This window comes from Brevibacillus sp. NL20B1 (assembly GCF_018195675.1).
In the GTDB taxonomy this organism is placed as follows: Bacteria; Bacillota; Bacilli; order Brevibacillales; family Brevibacillaceae; genus Brevibacillus; species Brevibacillus aydinogluensis.
The window spans coordinates 63,273-82,903 of record NZ_JAGTPT010000007.1 but is presented as its reverse complement, the minus strand read 5'-3'; the positions used below and the strand labels follow the sequence as shown (position 1 = coordinate 82,903).

The window sequence follows — 19,631 nt, the reverse complement described above, 5'->3', positions numbered from 1 at the left end:
AGACAGTCATACAAAAGAAAAAACAGCACAGGCCGCCCTTCGCTCGGGAAGGGCGGTTTTTTGTCACCATGAGGACGTTACCAGGCGGCTGACACGATGCAGGCGGCGACCGTACGCAGCAGGCGGCTGTATCTTGCATCCGTTTAAAAAAAGAACGATAATAGCCATATGAGAATGTATGTTTGGTGGTATCTCCTGTGAAGAAGATCCTGCATCTGGATATTGACGCGTTTTTTGCCAGTGTTGAACAGTTGGATCACCCGGAACTGCGCGGCCGGCCGGTGATCGTCGGCGGCACGGGAAACCGCGGCGTGGTATCCACCTGCAGCTATGAAGCGCGAAAATACGGGGTGCGGTCCGCGATGCCGATGGCGTTGGCCCGCAAAAAATGTCCGCACGGCGTGTTTCTGCCGGTTCGCTACGAGCGCTACGCGGAAAAATCGGCGGAGATCCGCGAGGTGTTTGCCGCCTATACGGATCGCTATCAAACCGTGGGACTGGATGAGGCGTACCTGGATGTCTCCGGATACGACAACGCCGTTCCCGTCGCCCGGGAGATCAAGCGGCGGATAAAGCGTGAGACCGGCCTGACCTGCAGCATCGGCCTCTCCTACAACATGTCCCTCGCCAAGATCGCCAGCGATTTGAAAAAGCCGGACGCCTTCGTCGTCATCCGACCGGAACAGGCGCTGGAGGTGCTGCGGCCGCTGCCTGTCGGAACGCTGCACGGCGTGGGCAAAAAATCGCAGGAATTGCTGGCGCGAAAGGGCATTCACACCGTGGAAGACTTTTGGCAGCTTTCCCTGGACGAAGTGGTGCAGTTGTTCGGCAAGTTCGGACGAGCGCTCTACCATCGGGCCCGGGGCGTGGACGACCGGGAAATCGTGACGGAGCGGGCTCCCAAATCGCTCAGCCGCGAGACGACGCTGCCGTTTGACCTATACGACCGTGAGGCGGTCAGCCCCATCGCTGCCGCCCTGCTGGAGGAGGCGGAGCAGGATGTGAGGCAGGAGGGTGTCATCCCGCAAACGCTGACGCTGAAAATCAAATACGCCGACTTCACCCTCAGGACCAAACAGCGCAAGGCCGCCCCCGGCGAAAACTGGGCTGACCTGCTGGAAGAGCTGTTGGACGCGTTTGACTACTCCCCGGGGGTGCGCCTCGTCGGTGTTGGTTTCTCCAACTTTGCGCCGCCGACGGAACAGCGGTACGAGCAGTTGACGCTGTTTTCGTGGGAGGGTTTTCATGAAGCGGACACGGGACATCGTCTCGGGCAGTGATGCCGTGCTGCCTCGCGGATTGTATTTGAATGCGGTTGAATGCGGATTGAAACTTTTGCAAGCCGGTGGCGGAGTGTGGTATAGTAAGTGCCGAAATCGCGGTTCTTTTCAGGCCGTGTTGGAGGTGCCCCGTGTTTCTGGAGAAGCTGATGCCGGATCAATTTGTGGAATCTATCCATCATATTGATATAGATCAACTGCGAAAAAGAAACATACGCGCGGTCATTACCGACCTGGACAACACCCTGGTGGAGTGGGACAGGCCACACGCCACTCCCGAGGTGGAAGCCTGGCTGAAACGGCTGAACGAGGCAGGCATCCAGGTGACGGTCGTGTCCAACAACAATCAGGAGCGGGTGAACCGCTTTTGCGCCCCGTTGGGGGTCCGGTTCATCTGCGCAGCGCGAAAGCCGTCCAGCCGCGCCTTTTTGCAGGCGGTCCGAGAGATGAACGTGACAATCGCGGAGACGGTTGTGATCGGCGACCAGTTGTTTACCGACGTGCTGGGAGGCAACCGGCTCGGGTTTCATACCATCCTCGTCGTCCCCGTTGCCCAGACGGACGGGTTTTGGACGCGGTTCAACCGCCGGATGGAACGGGTGGCGTTATACTGGATGCGCAAGAAAGGAATGATTTCGTGGAAGACAGAATCGTGAACGAACAAACACCGGAGACGTGCGCAGGCTGCGGCGTGGCCATTCAGACGGAGGACCCGAAACGGCCGGGGTACGCGCCGGCGTCGGCCCTCGCCCGGGAAACCGTCATCTGCCAGCGCTGTTTCCGGATCAAACACTACAATGAAGTGGCGCCGGTCAGCATGGAGGACGACGACTTCTTGCGGATTCTGCACGGCATTGGAGCGACCGACAGCCTCGTGGTGATGGTGGTCGACATCTTCGACTTCCAGGGGTCGTGGCTGAAGGGCTTGCCCCGTTTTGTCGGCAAGAACCCCATTTTGTTGGTCGGCAACAAGGTGGATCTGCTGCCCAAAAACATCAACCTGAACCGCGTTCGCAACTGGATGCAGCACGAAGCCAAAGAGCGTGGACTGCGCCCGGAGGACGTCATCCTGGTCAGCGCGCAAAAAGGCGTCAACATCGACGAGCTTCTGGCGCGCATTGGCCAATTGCGGCGCGGACGGGACGTTTACATCGTCGGGGTTACCAACGTCGGCAAGTCGACCTTGATCAACCGGATTTTGCACGACTACGGTTCGGCCGACTTGGAAATCACCACGTCTCCATTCCCTGGCACGACGCTGGACAAGATCGAAATTCCGCTGGAAGACGGCCGCTCCATTTACGACACGCCCGGGATCATCAACCGCGACCAGATCGGCCACATGGTGTCGCCGCAGGATCTGCGCAGGATCACGCCCACGGCGCGCATTAATCCCAAGGTATACCAGTTAAACGACAAACAGACGCTGTTTTTGGGCGGACTGGCTCGCATCGATTTTGTACGCGGCCAGCACCAGCCATTTGTCGTCTACGTGGCCAACAACCTGTACATTCACCGCACCAAGCTGGAGAATGCCGACGAGGTCATGGCCAAGCACCATGGGGAACTGCTTAGCCCGCCCACGGGAGCAGAGGCGGCTCAGGCGCTGCCCCCCTTTGTCAAGCATACGTTCAAGATCCCGCCTGCCGGCACGACGGACATCGTCATCTCCGGATTGGGATGGGTCAGCCTGCGGGGCAAGGAAGAGGCGCACGTCGTCGTGCACGCGCCCAAGGGCGTCAGCGTCGGGATAAGAAAAGGTCTGATTTAAAGCGGCAGTGCTGCTTCGCCTGCCGCCTACCCTGTCATATGCTACACAAAGAGCAGCAGAGGGGAAGGAGATCCGCATGATCACGAGCAAAACACAGTTGGTTGGTCTGTTGGGCCATCCGGTTTCGCATTCCCAATCGCCGTTGATGCACAACGCCGCCTTTGCCGAATTGGGGCTGGATTTTGCCTATGCCGCTTTTGATGTGGAACCGGAGCGCTTGGGGGAAGCAGTGGCCGGCATTCGCGCGCTGGGGATCAAAGGGGTCAACGTGACGATTCCCCACAAGGTGGCGATCATGCCGATGCTGGACGAAATCGATCCCCTGGCCCAGCGGATCGGCGCGGTGAACACGGTCGTCAACCGGAACGGCCGCCTGATCGGTTACAACACCGACGGGACGGGCTACGTCCGTTCCCTGGTGGAGGAGACGGGGATCGACTTGCGCGAGCATGTTGTCACGATGATGGGGGCCGGGGGAGCGGCGCGCGCTGTCGCGTTCACCCTGGCTGAACAGGGCGTGCGGGAAATCCGAATCATCAACCGCTCGCGTGAACGCGCCGCGCTCCTGGCAGAACACGTGGGAACGATCGTGCCCACTGCGGTGATCGATCCGGCGGACGGGAAAGCGGCGATCGCCGATGCCACGTTGCTGATCAACACCACGTCGATCGGCATGCACCCGCAGGTGGACGAAATGCCGGTGCAGGCGGACTGGCTGCACCCCGGTCTGATTGTCAGCGATCTGATTTACAACCCGCTCGAGACCCGTCTGCTGAAAGAGGCGCGGGCGTGCGGTGCGCGCGTTCATTCCGGCGTAGGCATGTTCGTCAACCAGGGCGCGCTCGCATTTGAACTGTGGACGGGGCAGACGGCTCCCGCAGGGACGATGCGGGACATTGTTTTGCAGCAGCTTACGAAGACAAGTTCATGACCATAGACGTAAAAGAAGGAGGCATGCCGATGCTCACCGGCAAGCAGAAGCGTTTTTTGCGGGCGCAGGCCCATCATCTCACTCCGATTTTTCAAGTGGGAAAAGGGGGCGTCAACGACAACATGATTGCACAGATCAAAGAGGCGCTGGAAGCGCGGGAACTGATCAAGGTGTCCATCCTGCAGAACAATCTGGATGACAAACACGAGGTGGCAAACGCCCTGGCGGAAGGAGCGGAGGCCGAACTGGTGCAGCTCATCGGCCATACCGTCGTGCTGTACAAGGAGTCCCGGGAAAACAAGACGATCGAGCTGCCGTAAGCCATGGAACAGCGCGACAAGCAGATCGGGATAATGGGCGGCACGTTTGATCCGATTCACTGCGGTCATCTCCTTGCCGCGGAGCAGGCCAGAGACCAGATGAGGCTGGACGAAGTCTGGTTCATGCCGGCCCGCATCCCGCCGCACAAGGCGAGGGCGGGCATCACGCCGGCGGAACACCGTCTGCGCATGGTGGAACTGGCTGTCGCGGACCATCCGGCCTTTCGCGTGACCGACGTGGAACTGCGGCGAGACGGGCCATCCTACACCTACGACACGATGCGTCAATTGGTCACCGCGTATCCAGACTGCCGCTTTTCGTTTATCGTCGGGGCCGACATGGTGGAGCTTTTGCCCAAGTGGCATCGTTTTGCCGAGCTGATCCGGCTGGTCCGGTTTATCGGGCTGGCGCGGCCGGGGACACGGCTGGACCGACAGGCGCACGAAGCGTATGTCAGCTTCGTCGAGATGCCGTCCTGGGACATCTCGTCCTCGCTGATTCGGGAAAAAGTGGCGGCGGGCAGAAGTATCCGCTACCTCGTCCCGCCGGCAGTAGAGCGTTATATAAAGGAGCACGGGTTATATGTACGGACTGGTTGATCGGGAGGCGCTGCTCGCGAAGGTGCGCGCCCAAATGCATGACAAGCGGTACCGCCACACCCTGGGCGTGGCGGAGTCGGCGAGGCGGCTCGCGGAGCGCTTTGGCGCTGATCCGGACAAGGCGGAGCTGGCCGGCTACCTGCACGACTACTGCAAATGCTGGCCGGTGGAGAAAATGCGCGACATCCTCGTCCGCCACGACATGCCGCGCGAGCTTCTGGAAGGGGAAAAAGAGCTGTGGCACGCATTTGCCGGTGCCATCGTCATCCAGACGGAACTCGGCGTGAGCGATCCGGAGATTTTGCAGGCCGTCCGGTACCACACGACCGGTCGTCCGGGGATGAGTCTGTTAGAAAAGGTGGTCTGTGTGGCAGACTATATAGAACCAAACCGGGATTTCCCCGGGGTGGAGATGATTCGCGCCCTGGCCGAGCAGGATTTGGACGAAGCGCTGGCGTGCGCGCTCGGGGGCACGATCCAGCATTTGATCGAAAAGCGGAAAACGGTGTATCCGTTGACGCTCTTGGCATACAACGATCTCGTATCCCGCAGGGATGCACAAGGAGGAGTTTGATGGTTAAAACGGTGGAAGATCTGGCACGCCTGGTGGTAAAAGCTGCGGAAGAGAAAAAGGCGGAAAACCTGATCGTTTTGGACATCAGCAAACAGTCCGTGATCGCCGACTATTTCGTGATCTGCCACGGCAACAACGAGCGCCAGGTTCAGGCAATCGTCAACGAGATTCGCGACCAGGCGCACAAACACGGCTACAACGTCCGCGGCATCGAGGGGGCGGACGAGGGACGCTGGGTGCTGATTGACCTGGAAGACGTGGTCATTCACGTGTTTCACCGCGAAGAACGGGAGTTTTACAATCTGGAGCGGCTCTGGGGAGACGCACCGGCAGTCTCCTTTGGAGAGCAGGGCTGACGGCGATGGCGTACGCGCATTTGGCGTCCGTCTACGATAAGCTGATGGCCGATTCCCCCTACGATCAGTGGCTGGATTGGCTGGAGCGGGTCTGGGAAAAGCGGGAAAAACCCCGGCAGGTAATCGACCTTGGCTGCGGAACGGGCAGTATCGCCATTCCGCTCGCCAAACGCGGTTACCGGGTGACGGGGGTGGATCTCTCGGCGGAGATGCTGGCGGTGGCTTATGACAAAATGAGGCGGGAGCAGGTTCAAATCACCTGGGTGGAGCAGGACATGCGGGAGTTGGATCTGCCCGCTGCCGACGCCGTCATTTCCCTGTGCGATTCGCTCAGCTATCTGACGGAAGAGGAAGACGTCAAGCAGACGTTTGAACGTGTCTATCAGCATCTGAATCCCGGCGGCACGTTTTTGTTTGACGTTCACAGCCCCTACAAGATGCTGCACGTGTTCGGCAATCAGACGTTTACGCTGGTGGATGACGAAGTTTCGTACATTTGGCAATGTTTCTGCGACCCGATTCGGCTGGAGGTGGAGCACCAGCTCACCTTTTTCCTGCGCCAACCGGACGGGCTGTACCAGCGTGTGGAGGAGGAGCACTGGCAGCGTGCGTACCAGCCGGTTCAGCTTTTGCGCTGGCTGGCGGACGCGGGGTTTGTCGACGTGGAGATCACGGCCGATTTTACCGGTCTTCCGCCGCACGAAACCAGCGAACGGCTGTTTTTTGCCGCGCGTCGACCCGAGCGTTGACACGGTTGGTACGGATTGTCTATAATCGGAATACAACCGCAAACATGAGTATGCGTTGAAGAGGAGTAGTACGAAAGACTCCCATGGCATCAGAGAGTTGACGGCAGGTGCGAGTCAACCTGGGACTTTCCGAACTCGCCTCGAAGCACTCCGCCCGAAGGCCGGCTGGTTTCGCCGGCTGCGTAAGGAGGAGCGTCTCGTCCGCGATAGGGACAACAAGCGGGTGAACGATACGTTCACCAAGTAGGGTGGTACCGCGGGAGTGCATAATCCTCTCGTCCCTTTCGGCAGTGCGCCAGGGGCGGGAGGTTTTCTTATTTTTGTCATCTTTTTACGATGGGAGTGCGTCACAATGGTTTTCAATCATCAGGAGATCGAAAAAAAGTGGCAGGACTACTGGGAGAAGAACAAAACGTTTAAAACCCTGGAAGACAAGAACAAGAAGAAGTTTTACGCGCTCGACATGTTTCCGTATCCGTCCGGCGCAGGACTGCACGTCGGCCATCCAGAGGGCTATACGGCTACTGACATCCTGTCCCGGATGAAACGGATGCAGGGCTACAACGTTCTCCATCCGATGGGATGGGACGCTTTTGGCCTGCCGGCCGAACAGTATGCGCTCGACACCGGAAACGATCCGGCGGAGTTTACGCAGCGCAACATCGACAACTTCCGCCGGCAGATCAAATCCCTGGGCTTTTCCTACGACTGGGATCGCGAGGTAAACACGACCGACCCGGCCTACTACAAATGGACCCAGTGGATCTTTACGAAGCTCTACGAGCATGGACTGGCCTACATTGATGAAGTGCCGGTAAACTGGTGCCCTGCGTTGGGAACTGTGCTGGCCAACGAGGAAGTCATCGACGGGAAGAGCGAGCGCGGCGGCCACCCGGTGGAACGCCGCCCGATGAAGCAGTGGGTGCTGAAGATTACGGCTTACGCTGACCGCCTGCTGGAAGACCTGGAAGAACTGGATTGGCCGGAAAGCATCAAGGAGATGCAGCGCAACTGGATCGGCCGTTCGGAAGGGGCGGAAGTCGTCTTTGGAATCGAGGGTCACGACGAGACCATCACCGTCTTCACCACCCGCCCGGATACGCTGTTTGGTGCCACCTATGTGGTGCTCGCGCCGGAGCACAAGCTGGTGAACACCATCACGACGCCGGAACAGAAGCAGGCGGTGGATGCGTACCTGGAGCAGACCAAACGGAAGAGCGATCTGGAGCGCACCGACCTGGCCAAGGAAAAAACCGGGGTGTTTACCGGCGCGTACGCGATCAATCCGGTAAACGGGGAGCGGCTGCCGATCTGGATCGCCGATTACGTGCTGGTCAGCTACGGTACAGGTGCCATCATGGCAGTACCGGCACACGATGAGCGCGACTACGAGTTTGCCCAGGCGTTTGGCCTGCCGATCAAGGAAGTGATCGTCGGCGGAGACGTGACCAAAGCGCCCTATACCGGCGACGGCGAGCACGTCAATTCCGGATTCCTGAACGGGTTGAACAAGGAGCAGGCGATCAACAAGATGATCGAATGGCTGGAGGAAAACGGCAAGGGAGCGCGCAAAGTCTCCTATCGCCTGCGCGATTGGCTGTTCAGCCGTCAGCGCTACTGGGGTGAGCCGATTCCGATTATCCACCTGGAAGACGGTACGATGAAAGTGGTGCCGGAAGAAGAACTCCCCGTCGTCCTGCCAAAGACCAAGGAGATCAAACCGTCCGGCACGGGCGAATCGCCGCTTGCCAACATCACGGAATGGGTCAACGTCGTCGACAAGGAAACAGGATTGAAGGGACGCCGCGAGACCAATACGATGCCGCAGTGGGCGGGAAGCTGCTGGTACTACCTGCGCTATATCGATCCGCACAACGACCAGCAGTTGGCCGACCCGGAAAAGCTGAAGGAATGGCTGCCCGTTGACATTTACATCGGCGGTGCGGAACACGCCGTTCTCCACCTGCTCTACGCCCGCTTCTGGCACAAGTTCCTGTACGACATCGGTGTCGTGCCGACGAAAGAACCGTTCCAGAAGCTGTTCAACCAGGGCATGATCCTCGGCGAGAACAACGAAAAGATGAGCAAGTCCAAAGGAAACGTGGTCAATCCGGACGAGATCGTGCAAAGCCACGGCGCCGACACGCTCCGCCTTTACGAAATGTTCATGGGGCCGCTGGACGCCTCCATCGCCTGGTCCACCAAAGGGCTTGACGGAGCGCGCCGTTTCCTCGACCGCGTATGGCGCTTGTTCGTTGACGACAACGGCCGCTTGAATGAAAAAATCAAGGATAACTGCGAGTCGGCCGCACTGGAGCGCGTATACCACCAAACCGTGAAAAAGGTGACGGAAGATTACGAGGCGCTCCGCTTCAACACGGGCATCTCCCAGTTGATGATCTTCATCAACGAAGCCTACCGGGCGGACGTGCTGCCGAAGAAATACATGGAAGGCTTCGTCAAGCTGCTGTCGCCCATCTGCCCGCACATCGGCGAAGAACTGTGGGAAAAACTGGGCCACACCGATACGATTGCGTACGAACCGTGGCCGGAGTACGATGAATCCAAACTGGTGGAAGACGAAGTGGAAATCGTGCTGCAGATCAACGGCAAAAACCGGGAAAAACTGCGCATCCCGGCCGACGCGACCAAAGAGCAGATGGAAGAATTGGCCGTCAGCAACGAGACGATCAAGGAGCTGACCAGCGGCAAAACGATCGTAAAAGTGATTGCTGTCCCCGGCAAACTGGTCAACATCGTGGTCAAGTAACAGATCCGCATCGATTCAGCACGTTTTAATCGGCAGTAAAAGATACAGGAGACAATTGCATCAACCAAATGAGGCGCGTTCCGGCAGGGAACGCGCCTTTTATTTGGTGTCAGTCGGGCGGCGTCTCAAGATGGCGGGCCATGTGCTCGCGATCTTCGGCAAATTTGGCGTGCGTGCGTTCAAACACCTGCCGAAACATGCCAGGCACGGCTTCGCGCAGGGGGATCAGCCCTTCGCCGGTGATGCCGCCTGGTACGCAGACCCGCTCCTGCAGCGCGGACAGGGTAAACATCTCCTGTTTCAGCAGGTCGGCCATGCCAATGAGCATCTGAGACGTCAGATAAGCGGCGGCTTCTTCGGAGATGCCGGTTTTTTCGACGGCGGCATTGATCATCTCGCGCAGGATATAGCTGACAAAGGCTGGGCCGCAGCTGGCGATGTCGGACGCGATGCGCAAAAACGGCTCCGCTACTTCCACCGGATTGCTGATCTGGGAGAAGAGGTCCAGTATGCCTTCCCGCGTGTCACTGTCGATTCTTGACCCAAATTCAAACAGGCTGACGCCGCTGCCGGCTGCATTCGTAATACTGGGCACCATACGGGCAACGGCGCAGGGGACGAGCGATTCCAGCTGTTTCAAACTGACGGGGCTGGTGATCGTCAGCAGGGTGTGTTCCGGCGTAAGTGCCGGAAGAGTCTGTTCCAATGCTTGCCTGTATTCGAACGGTTTGACGCACAGCAGCAGCACACGGGCACCGCGGGCAACGTCGGCGTTGCTGGCAGCTACGGTCAGTCCGGGGTGACGTTCGGCCAACCATTCCGCTTTGGCGGGGGTGCGATTGCTCGCAATGATCTGGCCGGGAGACAGGGCTTTGGCCGCGAGCAGGGCTTCGATCAGCATGCTGCCCATGTTGCCCGTGCCGATAAACCCGATCCTGTCCATGTCCATTCCTCCCTCGCTGGTTCTCTCCCCATTGTATGTGTACAGGAGACGGAACATGACCATCACTAGCGGACGCGGATGTGATCCTTCAGGCGCTGGTACATCTTGTCGCCGATGCCGCTGATTCGTTTCAATTCCTCCGGCGAACGGAACGCTCCGTGTTCTGTCCGGTAGGCCAGGATTGCCTTGGCCCGCGCTTCGCCAATTCCGGGCAGCGTCATTAATTCTTCCAGACTGGCAGTATTGAGATTGACGGGCTGTGCGCCGCCAGCCTTTCCGCCCCCGGAAGCGCCGGTCGAACTCCCCGCGGCTGCGCTGCCGAGCGAACTGCCCGTTCCCACTGTTTCCACGATTGCGGAGTGGGCCGCCGCCTGGCCGCAGGGAGAGGCCGGACTGCCTTTGGCCGGCACCAGGACAGCGCTGCCGTCCGTCAGCGGTTCGGCCAGATTGATCTGCTCCACGTCGGCATCCGGCGCGGGTCCTCCTGCCCGGGCAATGGCGTCGGCGACCCGAGCCCCGGCCTCAAACTGGTACAGCCCGGGCTGCTTTACCTTACCTTTGACGTCCACGAACAGGGGAGGAGCGCCTGTATCGCGCGGCTGCCCCTGATGTGCCACGTCCTGCCGAGGAGCAGGAACGGCCCCGACCGCGCCTGGTGGATCGGACAAGTGTTGTTGTGTACCGGCAGTAGAAGGCGGCTCGACCGAAGCGGACGTTTCGCCCGATGCAGATTGGCCGTCCCCGACAGAGGCAAACGCTTCCTGCAGCGGCAGGTCCGCTGTCGTCCCAGCCTGCTGCGCACGGTACAGCCAGATGCTGATGCCCACAAACAGGATGACGGCTGCGGCGATCGCGATGCGCCGGTATCGTTCCCACCATTCGTACAGCATAAAAAAACCCCCTTGCGTCTCGTCCGGCATGCCGTGAAGGCGTCATAAGGCTCTCTATCCGGATGCTACAAAAAGACAGCAGGGGTGTGCAAATGATATGCAAACCATTGAAAAACGGCCCCGCCCGGATCATCTTTGGGCGAAGCCGTTTGGTCAGGTGTTGGTGTTATCCCAAGTTTTGCAGCGATTCTTTTTTGCGGCGAATTTCCACGCTGGGGCTGACATACGGTCCAAAGTTGTATTTCTGCTCGATAAAGATCTGATGCCACAGCATGAAGATCAAAATCGTCCAGATTTTGCGGCTGTAGTCGGCGTTGCCTTCGCGATGCTCATCCAGCATGTACAGGACGTACGCCTTGTTGATCAAATCGTCCACCTTGGATTCGAAGATGATCTCCTTGGCCCACTTGTAAAAGTGGTTTTTCAGCCAGTGGCGCGTCGGCACAGGAAAGCCCAGCTTTTTGCGCGTCTTGATTTCCGGCGGGAGAAAATCTTTCATCGCTTCACGAAGCACGTGCTTGGTGGTGCCGTTGGCGATCTTGTACTTGGTCGGGATGGTTGCGGCAAATTCGAACACCTTGACGTCGATGAACGGAACGCGCAGCTCCAGCGAGTTGGCCATCGTCATCTTGTCCGCTTTCATCAGGATGTTGCCGCGCAGCCAGGTGTGAATGTCCAGGTACTGCATTTTGGTGACGTCGTCGTACGCACTCGCCCGTTTGTAGATCTCTTCCGTGACCGTCCACGGGGAACGGTACTCCTCGGAGCGGCGAATGTCGGCCATGACGACTCGTTCCTTCATCTCTTCGGTAAAGATCAGGGCGTTGCCAAAGAAGCGTTCTTCCACCGTCTTCGAACCGCGGATCAGGAAGTTTTTGCCCTTGACCTGTTCCGGCAGCTTTTCTGCAAGATAGCGGATGGAATGGCGCATCCAGCCGGGCATCCGGGAGAACATGCGCAGCGAGTGCGGTTCGCGGTAGATGTTGTAGCCGCCGAAAAATTCGTCGGCGCCTTCTCCGGAGAGCACCACAGTGACGTGTTCGCTGGCCATTTGCGCGACGAAATAGAGAAGGATGGCGGACGGGTCGGCCACCGGTTCGTCCTGGTGCCAGACGAGACGGGGAAGTTCGTCCATGTAGCGCTGCGCGTTGACGACCAGTTCGTGGTGTTCGGTGCCGAGATATTGGGCGGTACGGCGGGCGTAATCCAGCTCGCTGTAACCGGGGATGTCAGAGCCGACGGAGAACGTCTTCACCGGTTCAAACGTACGCAGCATGCCGACAATGCTGCTGGAGTCGACGCCGCTGGACAGAAATGCGCCGCGCGGTACCTCGCTGACGCGGTGTTTGTCGACGGATTCGAGCAGAATGCTGCGCGTGCCTTCCACAAAGTAGGAGAACGGCTTGCTTTCGTCCGGCTTGAACTCGACATCCCAGTAGCGCTGCAGTCGAATCTGGTCGTTCTCAATCACGAACGAGTGGGCGGGCGGGATGCGGTAGATGCCCTGGTACATCGTTTCCGGATCGGGCACGTATTGAAACGTCAAGTAATGATAAAACGCGGTGTGGTTTACTTCCCTGCTGACTCCGGGCAGTTCCAGGAGGCTCTTGATCTCGCTGCCCACGGCGATCGCGTCATTCGTCTCCACGTAGTAGAGCGGCTTAATGCCGAAGTGGTCGCGTGCGCCGAAAAGCCGCTTGTTACGGGAGTCCCAGATGGTGAAACCAAACATCCCGCGCAGGTGTTTCGGTGCATCCATTCCCACCTCTTCGTACAGGTGCAGAATGGTTTCGATATCGGAATCGGTATGGAAAACGTGTCCGCACCCCTTCAACCAGTGCTGCAGTTCCTTGTAGTTGTAGATTTCGCCGTTGCCGATAATCCAGATGTCACGCGTCTCGTTGAACAGCGGTTGATGGCCGCCTTCCACGTCAATGATGCTCAAACGACGAAAGCCCAGGGCGATGTTGTCTTCCAGGTGAAAGCCATCATCGTCTGGACCGCGGTGCAGGATGACACGCGTCATCGCGCCGATCGTCTCTTGGGCGACGGGCGCTTGGCGCTTGTTGTAGATTGATACGATTCCACACATATGAAATGACTCTTCCTCTCACTGATTGCTCTAGCTAACTCTATCATGGATTGACGGTCAACGCAATCGCTCCGAATGCCCAAGCTGACTCCGCAGCAAGTGCAGTCCCCGAGGGTACCGTGACTCAGACACCACGCGTGACTGAAAACGGGCAGGTCGTGTACGCCGCCCGGTTTTTCGGACGGGAGCTTGGGGCGGGAAATGCCTCGCTTCATCCACGAGCGTCAATTACTCTGCACCGGTTGCGGCGGCATGTGGACGACTTCCAGATCCTTGAGAAAGTACCGGTTCCATTTGTTTGGGTAGGCATGGCGGTAGACAATTCGCTTGATGCCAACCTGGGCCAGGATTTTGGAGCAGTTTTCGCACGGTTCATGCGTCACGTAGGCGGTGGCACCCTTGAGGCTGTCCCGGTCTGCGTGCAGGCAGGCGTTTGTCTCAGCATGGATCGTCCGATGGCAGCGGTTGTCGTCTCCCAGAAGACAGCCTGCGTCTTCGCAGTGATCGTGTCCGTGGATGGAACCGTTGTAGCCGGTGGCGATGATGTGCTTGTCCTTCACGATAACGCAGCCGACGTGAAGTCTGTTGCACGTGGAACGGGCTGACACCTGCTCGGCAATGTCCAGGAAGTATTCATCCCAACTTTTCCTCGTCATGACTGTCCTCCCTCTGAGCGAACCATGCGGGTCTGTTATTGCTGGCACGCTTTTTTTGCACTGTTTTTTTGTCCCATCCCCCTTGTGTACACTCGATGTCTCAGACACGTGACACGGGGGTGTCGTTGGTGAGTGTTTTTACCGTGAGCCTTGCGGCAGTCTGCGGGCTGCTGGCGGGGGCCTGCCTGCAAACCGCCTGGCTGGCACTATTAGCCGCCGCTGCGTCGGCAGTGTGCCTCTTTCTGCCCCGCCCGCATCGCACGCGGATGCTTTATCATTCTCTCATTTGTATTCTAGCAGGTCTTTACTTTCAAGGGTACGACTATCTCCAGCGTTCGACGCTGCTGCCGTTGGCGGAGGACGGCGAGTCGATCGCGGTCGCCGGTGTCATTGATTCGCCAGTGAAGCGCGACGGCGATACGGCCCGGTTTTTTCTGTCGGTCGAAACATGGGGGAAAACCGGGCGGCAGATGACCGACATGGCGACAGCGGAGAGGATCGCCCTGCGGGTCCGCTTGTCCCGAGAGCCGGAAGCGCATGAGGTGGAACGGTGGATGCAGGGCAGCCGCCTGTCGGCTACGGTCCGGCTGTCGCTGCCGTCGTCGGCCCGCAACCCCCATGCGTTTGACTACGCCCGCTATCTGCGGTGGCAGGGCGTGCGTATCGTGGCGGAAGCGGAGTACGGCGACGTCCGGATGGAGCCGGCCGAGTCGGGTGTAATGATGCTGTTTCGGCGGTGGCAGACGACAGCTGCCGACCGCATTGCCCTGCTGTTTCCAGACCAGGAAGCAGCCGGTTACATGCAATCGCTGCTGTTGGGCATCACGGACGGGGTGTCGCCGGCAACGGAAGAGATGTACGACAACCTTGGCTTGAGTCACGTGCTGGCCATTTCCGGGCTGCACGTGACGCTGGTGAGCGGGATGTTCGTGTGGATCGCAGAGCGGGCGGGGATGCCGCGCCGGACGGCCCTGGTGCTGACGACAGTGCTGCTTGTCGGCTATGTCCTAATCGTGGGGGCCAGTGCCTCCGCGGTGCGCGCCGGCATCATGGGAGCGATCGGCCTGCTCTGTCAGGCTGGAGCCCGGCAGACGGAGGGAAGGCAGGTGTGGGGGTGGGCGCTGCTGTTGATGCTGGCGTTCAATCCGTACTACTTGTGGCACCTGGGGTTCCAGCTCTCGTTTGGCGTGACACTGGGGCTGATTGTGCTCGTGCCCGTCGGCCGCCAGTTTTTCACGCGGGGGCCCGAGTGGCTGCGCACGTCGTTGGCCGTCACCTTTGCCGCGCAGGCTGTCTCGTTCCCGTTTCTCATTTACCATTTTCATCAGTTTTCACCGCTCTCCTGGCTGGTCAACCTGCTGGCCGTGCCGCTGCTTTCAATGGTGGTGCTGCCTGCAGGCTACCTCGCGCTATTGCTCGGACTGATTCACCCGGCGCTGGCCGTGCTGCCCGCCCAGCTGGCTTCCGCGCTGCTGGACTGGCTGCACGGGCCGCTGTTTTGGCTGGAGGCGCAGACCGTGCCGTTTTCCCATTGGCCGCATCCCCAGTGGTGGTGGATCGTGCTGTACGGGCTTTTTCTCGCGGCACTGCCTGTATTGTGGTGGCGAGGCTACCATCGTCCGAGGGACCGCTGGCTGTATGCGGGCCTGTTTCTGTTGCTGCTCGTGGCCGCGAGACAGCCGTTCGCCGGCGGGGACGAAGTGCGGATCACGTTTCTTGACGTCGATCAAGGAGATTCTATCGTTGTCGAAGTTGGTAAAAAGAAGGTATACTTAATAGATGCGGGTGGAACACCCCGGTACCCAGCCAGGGAATCCTGGCGGGAGCGACGTGATCCGTTTGATGTGGGGAAAGACGTCGTGTTGCCTTTTTTGCGAGCGCGGGGGATCGAACGGATCGACCATGTGGTAATGACGCACGGGGATCACGACCACATCGGAGGGATGGCAGCGCTGGTGCCGCACTTTACATTTGGCTCGGTGCTTGTCAACGGTTCACCTCCCCGTGACGAGGAAGCCGCGATTCTCGAACGTTTCCGCGCAAAACGCGTACCTGTCCTGACCGGAAGGCCTGGGCAGACATGGACGGATGTACCCGGTGTGGAGTGGGCCTGGCTTCACCCGGACGGAGATTTGACACATACGGGCAACGATGCTTCTGTCGTGCTTCGTCTTACCGCTTATGGCACGACTGTTTTGTTTACTGGCGATATTGAACGGTCAGGGGAAGAGCGGCTGCTTGCCCGCAGCCTGCTGTCGCCCGTCGATGTATTGAAAGTGGCGCATCACGGCAGCAGCACATCCAGCTCTCCCGCTTTTCTGGCCGCAGCAAAACCGCGAGCCGCCGTCATTTCGGCCGGCCGAAACAACCGCTACGGGCATCCCTCGCCCGTCGTGGTCAAGCGTTTGATGGATACAGGGGCAAATGTTTACCGAACGGATCTGCATGGGGCAGTCACCCTGGTCATACGCAGGGGAGCGGTGCACTGGCAAACGCAAATTACCGATACATAAATGCTTGCAACCTTTTTCAGCAGCGCCCCGTCTGTAGGAGGGAGAGGAGATTATGCGAGAGGCAGAGCTGATCAGGATGGCGCAAGCCGGGGATCACGACGCGCTTGTCGAGCTGCTCCGATCGATTGAGGCCTCTGTTTACCGCAGCGCTTATTATATCCTAGGAAATGAACAGGACGCTCTCGATGCCTCCCAGGAAGCGTTGATCCGGATTTATCGAAAGCTGGACACGTACCAGGAAAAGGCAAGGTTTTCCACATGGGTGCAACGGATCGTCAACAACGTTTGCATGGATAAATTTCGCGCCATGAAGGAAACGGTCTCGATTGACGAGCATGAGCTCATCATCCCTGATCGAAACAACGTAGAAGATGAAATCCTTCTCACCAGTTTGTCGAGCGATATTCAGCAGGCGATCAAAAAACTGCCCAATCAGTACCGCATGGTGGTGGTGCTCCGCTATCTTGAGGATTTGTCCTACCAAGAGATTGCCGAGACATTGGATCTGCCGCTGAATACGGTCAAGTCGTATTTGTTTCGGGCCAGACAACAACTGCAGGAGTTGTTGCACGACTATCAGAAAGGGGGGATCGGTAGATGATAGATGAAGAAGTCTGGGAGTGGATGCAGCGGGATATGGATGGGGACCTCTCACCGGAAGAGCGGGAAAAGCTGTTTGCCATGCTCCGGAACAATCCCGATCTGCAGCTTGCGTACGACCGTTTGAAACGAGTCTCTGAGCAGTTGGAACAACTTCCCCCTGTCACACCACCATACAGCCTGGTGGACGCGATCCTACCGCAGTTGGAGTCAGAATCGGTCCGGCCGGCAGAAGCATCATCCCCTAAGCGGGAATCTCTGCCCAAGCTGGAGGTGAAGCAGGCGGCGTCTGCCACCGAGAAATCGTCGAAGTGGCGGCGGGCGTACGTCTGGATGGCCCGGATCGGAAGCGGTGCAGTTGCCGCCTGTCTGCTCGTATTTCTGCTCTTTATGGGCAGCAGCGATCAGCAGCAGAACTCGGACGATTACCAGCAAGGTTCGACGGCTGGCGAAGAAACGCCTGAGGTGGCGCCTGCCGTGTTTGGTCCGCCTGTGCCCCCAAAGAGCACTCATTCATCATCAGTAACAACAACGGGGGAGCAGCAGACGAAACCGGCGAAGAAGGTAAAATCGCAGACGACAGAGAAAAAAGAGCAAAAGACCAAGACAGAAACTAAAACGCCACCTGCAAAGCAAACCGTCCAACCGAAAAAGCAGGTGGAACCCAAACCGCCCGTAAGGCCAGTCATCGATCCGCAGGAAGAAAAGCCGGTGTTTCCGATTGGCCTGGAAGAAAAGGACGACAGCAAGTCGGACAGAAACGAAAAAAAAGTGCGTGATGACGACGACCGCGACGAAGATGATGACGACAAGTCCGGCGGCAACAGAGGGAAATCGCGCGACAGAGACTGACGCCCCCCTTTGCGTGTGCAGTGTTCGTGCGTTCGTGACAAACGCGCTTTTTGCAATTGGACCGGCACCGGCAGGGAAGGAACTGCGTATATTGCAGTATCCAGCACCCCCTGCTTACCGTTTCAGGAGAAGGCATCCCGGGACTTCTCCCAGAACGTTTACATAGAGGTGCCCATATGAAAAACCGCAGCGATCCAGGCTGCGGTTTTTCGTTTCGCTCTGCAGGAGCGCGTCGCCTTGAGAAAAAACGGGCCTTTGTCCGCCCATGCCGGTGATCGAGACATCCGCGGTGCCCGTTGCGCGCATCTGTGCTATAATAACCCAGGAATACGAAGGAGGAGGAGAAGCCATGCCGCTGCTTTCGGCCATCCGGGAGATCAGACAAAAGCAGTTTGCGCCGGTGTATGTTCTGTACGGCCCGGAGTCCTTTCTCGCCGAAGAGTTTCTCGCGGCGGCCCGCCGGGAGATGATTGACCCGGCCTTCGCCGATTTGAACCTGAGCGTGTACGACTGCACGGAAACACCGCTCGCCGAGATCGTCCAGGATGCGGAGACGCTGCCGTTTCTGGGGGAACATCGCCTGGTGATTGCCCGGCAGGCGTACTTTTTGACCGGCAGCAAGCCGGCGACGAAGGTAGAGAGCGATCCCGACGCGCTGCTTGCCTATCTGGAGCAGCCGCCGACCTACACTTCGCTCGTGCTGCATACGGAGGCGGACAAGCTGGACGAGCGAAAAAAACTGGTCAAGATCCTTCACCAAAAGGCCAAAGTGATACCGTTTCAGCCGCTGCGAGACGCCGATCTGTACGCGTGGGTGGAGCGTCAGGCGGAGAAGTACCACGCTGTCATTGAGCGGCCGCAGGCAGTGAAGCTGGTGGAGCGCGCAGGAGGCGACCTGCGCCTGCTGGACAAAGAGCTGGAAAAGATGGCGCTGTTTGTGGGGGGAAGCGGAGCGGTCATCACGGATGAGGTGATCGAAACGCTGGCCTCGCGCACGCTGGAACAAGACGTGTTTGCCCTGATTGAGCATACCGCCGCAGGCAGGCTGGACAAAGGCCTGCGGATGCTGTACGACTGTCTGAAAACGGGCGAAGAACCAATTCGCCTCGTGGCGCTGCTGGCCAGGCAGTTCCGCTTGCTGCTGCACGTGCGGCAGTGGGCGCCGCGGGGGTATTCGCAGCAGCAGTTGGCCGGCATGCTGAAAGTGCATCCGTACGCGGTAAAAAAAGCGATGGAACAAGCGCGTCACTTTTCCGAAGCGGCGCTGCGAAGGCTGTTGGCCGTATTGGCCGAGGAAGACTACCGGATGAAGTCCGGACAGGTGGACAAGCGGCTGGCCCTGGAACTGTTCATGACGCGCGTCTACGAGGAACGGACCAAAGCAAAAAACCCGTGAACCAGGTGTTCGCGGGTTTTTCTGATGTACCGATTACTCTTACGCTACCGGAGCGGTCAGAGCGTTGAACTTTTTCATCAAGCGGGACTTTTGACGGTTTGCTGCGTTTTTATGAATGAGACCTTTCGTAGCGGCCTTGTCCAGCTTTTTCACAGCCACCAGAAGAGTGGATTTCGCCAGTTCGACATCGGAAGCAGCGACCGCTTTCTCAAAGTTCTTCATTGCAGTACGCAGGTCGGACTTTTGAGAAGCGCGTTGTGCGCGGCGCTTTTCGATTTGTTTGGTGCGCTTGATCGCGGATTTAATGTTTGGCATGTGTGTCACCTCCTTAGACGACC

19 protein-coding genes and 1 other annotated feature are annotated in these 19,631 nt (G+C 58.6%); of the genes, 14 read left to right on the top strand and 5 right to left on the bottom strand.

What is annotated here, in order from left to right:
- Positions 1-197: 197 nt before the first annotated feature.
- From KDN35_RS06810 to leuS, 10 genes are all read left to right on the top strand, one after another.
- Positions 198-1,280: a DNA polymerase IV gene (locus tag KDN35_RS06810; RefSeq protein ID WP_212132415.1), complete on the top strand. Its 1,083-nt coding sequence runs from the start codon at positions 198-200 to the stop codon at positions 1,278-1,280.
- Positions 1,281-1,411: 131 nt separating this feature from the next.
- Positions 1,412-1,936 (top strand): YqeG family HAD IIIA-type phosphatase, encoded by a 525-nt coding sequence (locus KDN35_RS06805; RefSeq protein WP_171565366.1) that lies wholly within the window; start codon positions 1,412-1,414, stop codon positions 1,934-1,936.
- Positions 1,933-3,051 carry a ribosome biogenesis GTPase YqeH gene (gene yqeH / locus KDN35_RS06800; protein ID WP_171565365.1) on the top strand — a complete coding sequence of 373 codons (1,119 nt, stop codon included), beginning with the start codon at positions 1,933-1,935 and terminating at the stop codon, positions 3,049-3,051. Before KDN35_RS06805 ends, yqeH begins: the two co-directional genes overlap by 4 nt.
- 76 nt (positions 3,052-3,127) lie before the next feature.
- Positions 3,128-3,982, top strand: a complete 855-nt coding sequence (locus KDN35_RS06795; protein ID WP_171565364.1) for a shikimate dehydrogenase — start codon at positions 3,128-3,130, stop codon at positions 3,980-3,982.
- Between the two features lie 29 nt (positions 3,983-4,011).
- Positions 4,012-4,302, top strand: coding sequence for a ribosome assembly RNA-binding protein YhbY (yhbY, locus tag KDN35_RS06790; protein ID WP_171565512.1), 291 nt, complete (start codon positions 4,012-4,014; stop codon positions 4,300-4,302).
- 3 nt (positions 4,303-4,305) lie between these two features.
- The gene (locus KDN35_RS06785; RefSeq protein ID WP_171565363.1) at positions 4,306-4,902 is read left to right on the top strand and encodes a nicotinate-nucleotide adenylyltransferase; all 597 of its coding nucleotides are present in this window, start codon (positions 4,306-4,308) and stop codon (positions 4,900-4,902) included.
- Positions 4,886-5,476, top strand: a complete 591-nt coding sequence (gene yqeK, locus KDN35_RS06780; protein ID WP_171565362.1) for a bis(5'-nucleosyl)-tetraphosphatase (symmetrical) YqeK — start codon at positions 4,886-4,888, stop codon at positions 5,474-5,476. The genes KDN35_RS06785 and yqeK overlap by 17 nt, the downstream gene beginning before the upstream one ends.
- Positions 5,476-5,832, top strand: a complete 357-nt coding sequence (rsfS, locus tag KDN35_RS06775; protein WP_171565361.1) for a ribosome silencing factor — start codon at positions 5,476-5,478, stop codon at positions 5,830-5,832. Before yqeK ends, rsfS begins: the two co-directional genes overlap by 1 nt.
- Before the next feature lie 5 nt (positions 5,833-5,837).
- Complete coding sequence (locus KDN35_RS06770) at positions 5,838-6,581, top strand: class I SAM-dependent DNA methyltransferase (RefSeq protein ID WP_212132414.1); 744 nt, start codon at positions 5,838-5,840, stop codon at positions 6,579-6,581.
- A 46-nt stretch (positions 6,582-6,627) separates the two neighbouring features.
- Positions 6,628-6,867, top strand: a binding site (T-box leader).
- Positions 6,868-6,933: 66 nt separating this feature from the next.
- Positions 6,934-9,351 carry a leucine--tRNA ligase gene (gene leuS, locus KDN35_RS06765; RefSeq protein ID WP_171565359.1) on the top strand — a complete coding sequence of 806 codons (2,418 nt, stop codon included), beginning with the start codon at positions 6,934-6,936 and terminating at the stop codon, positions 9,349-9,351.
- Between the two features lie 109 nt (positions 9,352-9,460).
- Here leuS and comER read toward each other — a convergent pair whose 3' ends face one another.
- The 4 genes from comER to KDN35_RS06745 all read right to left on the bottom strand — a co-directional run bounded on the left by comER (position 9,461) and on the right by KDN35_RS06745 (position 13,932).
- On the bottom strand, positions 9,461-10,294 hold the full coding sequence (gene comER, locus KDN35_RS06760) for a late competence protein ComER (protein ID WP_212132413.1): 834 nt from the start codon (positions 10,292-10,294) through the stop codon (positions 9,461-9,463).
- A gap of 65 nt (positions 10,295-10,359) precedes the next feature.
- A complete protein-coding gene (locus KDN35_RS06755; protein ID WP_212132412.1) occupies positions 10,360-11,184 on the bottom strand; it encodes a helix-hairpin-helix domain-containing protein in 825 nt (274 codons plus the stop codon).
- A gap of 166 nt (positions 11,185-11,350) precedes the next feature.
- Positions 11,351-13,276 (bottom strand): asparagine synthase (glutamine-hydrolyzing), encoded by a 1,926-nt coding sequence (gene asnB, locus KDN35_RS06750; protein WP_171565356.1) that lies wholly within the window; start codon positions 13,274-13,276, stop codon positions 11,351-11,353.
- A 224-nt stretch (positions 13,277-13,500) separates the two neighbouring features.
- The gene (locus tag KDN35_RS06745; RefSeq protein ID WP_171565355.1) at positions 13,501-13,932 is read right to left on the bottom strand and encodes a deoxycytidylate deaminase; all 432 of its coding nucleotides are present in this window, start codon (positions 13,930-13,932) and stop codon (positions 13,501-13,503) included.
- A 128-nt stretch (positions 13,933-14,060) separates the two neighbouring features.
- Here KDN35_RS06745 and KDN35_RS06740 point away from each other — a divergent pair, with 128 nt between their 5' ends.
- The 4 genes from KDN35_RS06740 to holA all read left to right on the top strand — a co-directional run bounded on the left by KDN35_RS06740 (position 14,061) and on the right by holA (position 19,293).
- A complete protein-coding gene (locus KDN35_RS06740) occupies positions 14,061-16,445 on the top strand; it encodes a DNA internalization-related competence protein ComEC/Rec2 (RefSeq protein WP_349290958.1) in 2,385 nt (794 codons plus the stop codon).
- Between the two features lie 52 nt (positions 16,446-16,497).
- Positions 16,498-17,046: an RNA polymerase sigma factor gene (locus tag KDN35_RS06735; protein WP_171565353.1), complete on the top strand. Its 549-nt coding sequence runs from the start codon at positions 16,498-16,500 to the stop codon at positions 17,044-17,046.
- Entirely contained in the window at positions 17,043-17,897 is an 855-nt protein-coding gene (locus KDN35_RS06730; protein WP_171565352.1) for a hypothetical protein, read from the top strand. The genes KDN35_RS06735 and KDN35_RS06730 overlap by 4 nt, the downstream gene beginning before the upstream one ends.
- A 349-nt stretch (positions 17,898-18,246) precedes the next feature.
- Positions 18,247-19,293, top strand: a complete 1,047-nt coding sequence (gene holA, locus KDN35_RS06725; RefSeq protein WP_171565351.1) for a DNA polymerase III subunit delta — start codon at positions 18,247-18,249, stop codon at positions 19,291-19,293.
- A gap of 39 nt (positions 19,294-19,332) precedes the next feature.
- On the opposite strand, the gene rpsT is transcribed toward holA, so the two are convergent.
- On the bottom strand, positions 19,333-19,608 hold the full coding sequence (gene rpsT / locus KDN35_RS06720) for a 30S ribosomal protein S20 (protein WP_171565350.1): 276 nt from the start codon (positions 19,606-19,608) through the stop codon (positions 19,333-19,335).
- Between the last annotated feature and the right edge of the window lie 23 nt (positions 19,609-19,631).

Coding starts and splice junctions, on each gene's coding strand:
- rsfS (WP_171565361.1), top strand. CDS start 5,476: ATGGTTAAAACGGTGGAAGATCTGGCACGCCTGGTGGTAAAAGCTGCG.
- KDN35_RS06770 (WP_212132414.1), top strand. CDS start 5,838: ATGGCGTACGCGCATTTGGCGTCCGTCTACGATAAGCTGATGGCCGAT.
- yhbY (WP_171565512.1), top strand. CDS start 4,012: ATGCTCACCGGCAAGCAGAAGCGTTTTTTGCGGGCGCAGGCCCATCAT.
- KDN35_RS06755 (WP_212132412.1), bottom strand. CDS start 11,184: ATGCTGTACGAATGGTGGGAACGATACCGGCGCATCGCGATCGCCGCA.
- yqeK (WP_171565362.1), top strand. CDS start 4,886: ATGTACGGACTGGTTGATCGGGAGGCGCTGCTCGCGAAGGTGCGCGCC.
- KDN35_RS06785 (WP_171565363.1), top strand. CDS start 4,306: ATGGAACAGCGCGACAAGCAGATCGGGATAATGGGCGGCACGTTTGAT.
- KDN35_RS06730 (WP_171565352.1), top strand. CDS start 17,043: ATGATAGATGAAGAAGTCTGGGAGTGGATGCAGCGGGATATGGATGGG.
- KDN35_RS06795 (WP_171565364.1), top strand. CDS start 3,128: ATGATCACGAGCAAAACACAGTTGGTTGGTCTGTTGGGCCATCCGGTT.
- leuS (WP_171565359.1), top strand. CDS start 6,934: ATGGTTTTCAATCATCAGGAGATCGAAAAAAAGTGGCAGGACTACTGG.
- holA (WP_171565351.1), top strand. CDS start 18,247: ATGCCGCTGCTTTCGGCCATCCGGGAGATCAGACAAAAGCAGTTTGCG.
- comER (WP_212132413.1), bottom strand. CDS start 10,294: ATGGACAGGATCGGGTTTATCGGCACGGGCAACATGGGCAGCATGCTG.
- KDN35_RS06745 (WP_171565355.1), bottom strand. CDS start 13,932: ATGACGAGGAAAAGTTGGGATGAATACTTCCTGGACATTGCCGAGCAG.
- KDN35_RS06735 (WP_171565353.1), top strand. CDS start 16,498: ATGCGAGAGGCAGAGCTGATCAGGATGGCGCAAGCCGGGGATCACGAC.
- rpsT (WP_171565350.1), bottom strand. CDS start 19,608: ATGCCAAACATTAAATCCGCGATCAAGCGCACCAAACAAATCGAAAAG.
- asnB (WP_171565356.1), bottom strand. CDS start 13,276: ATGTGTGGAATCGTATCAATCTACAACAAGCGCCAAGCGCCCGTCGCC.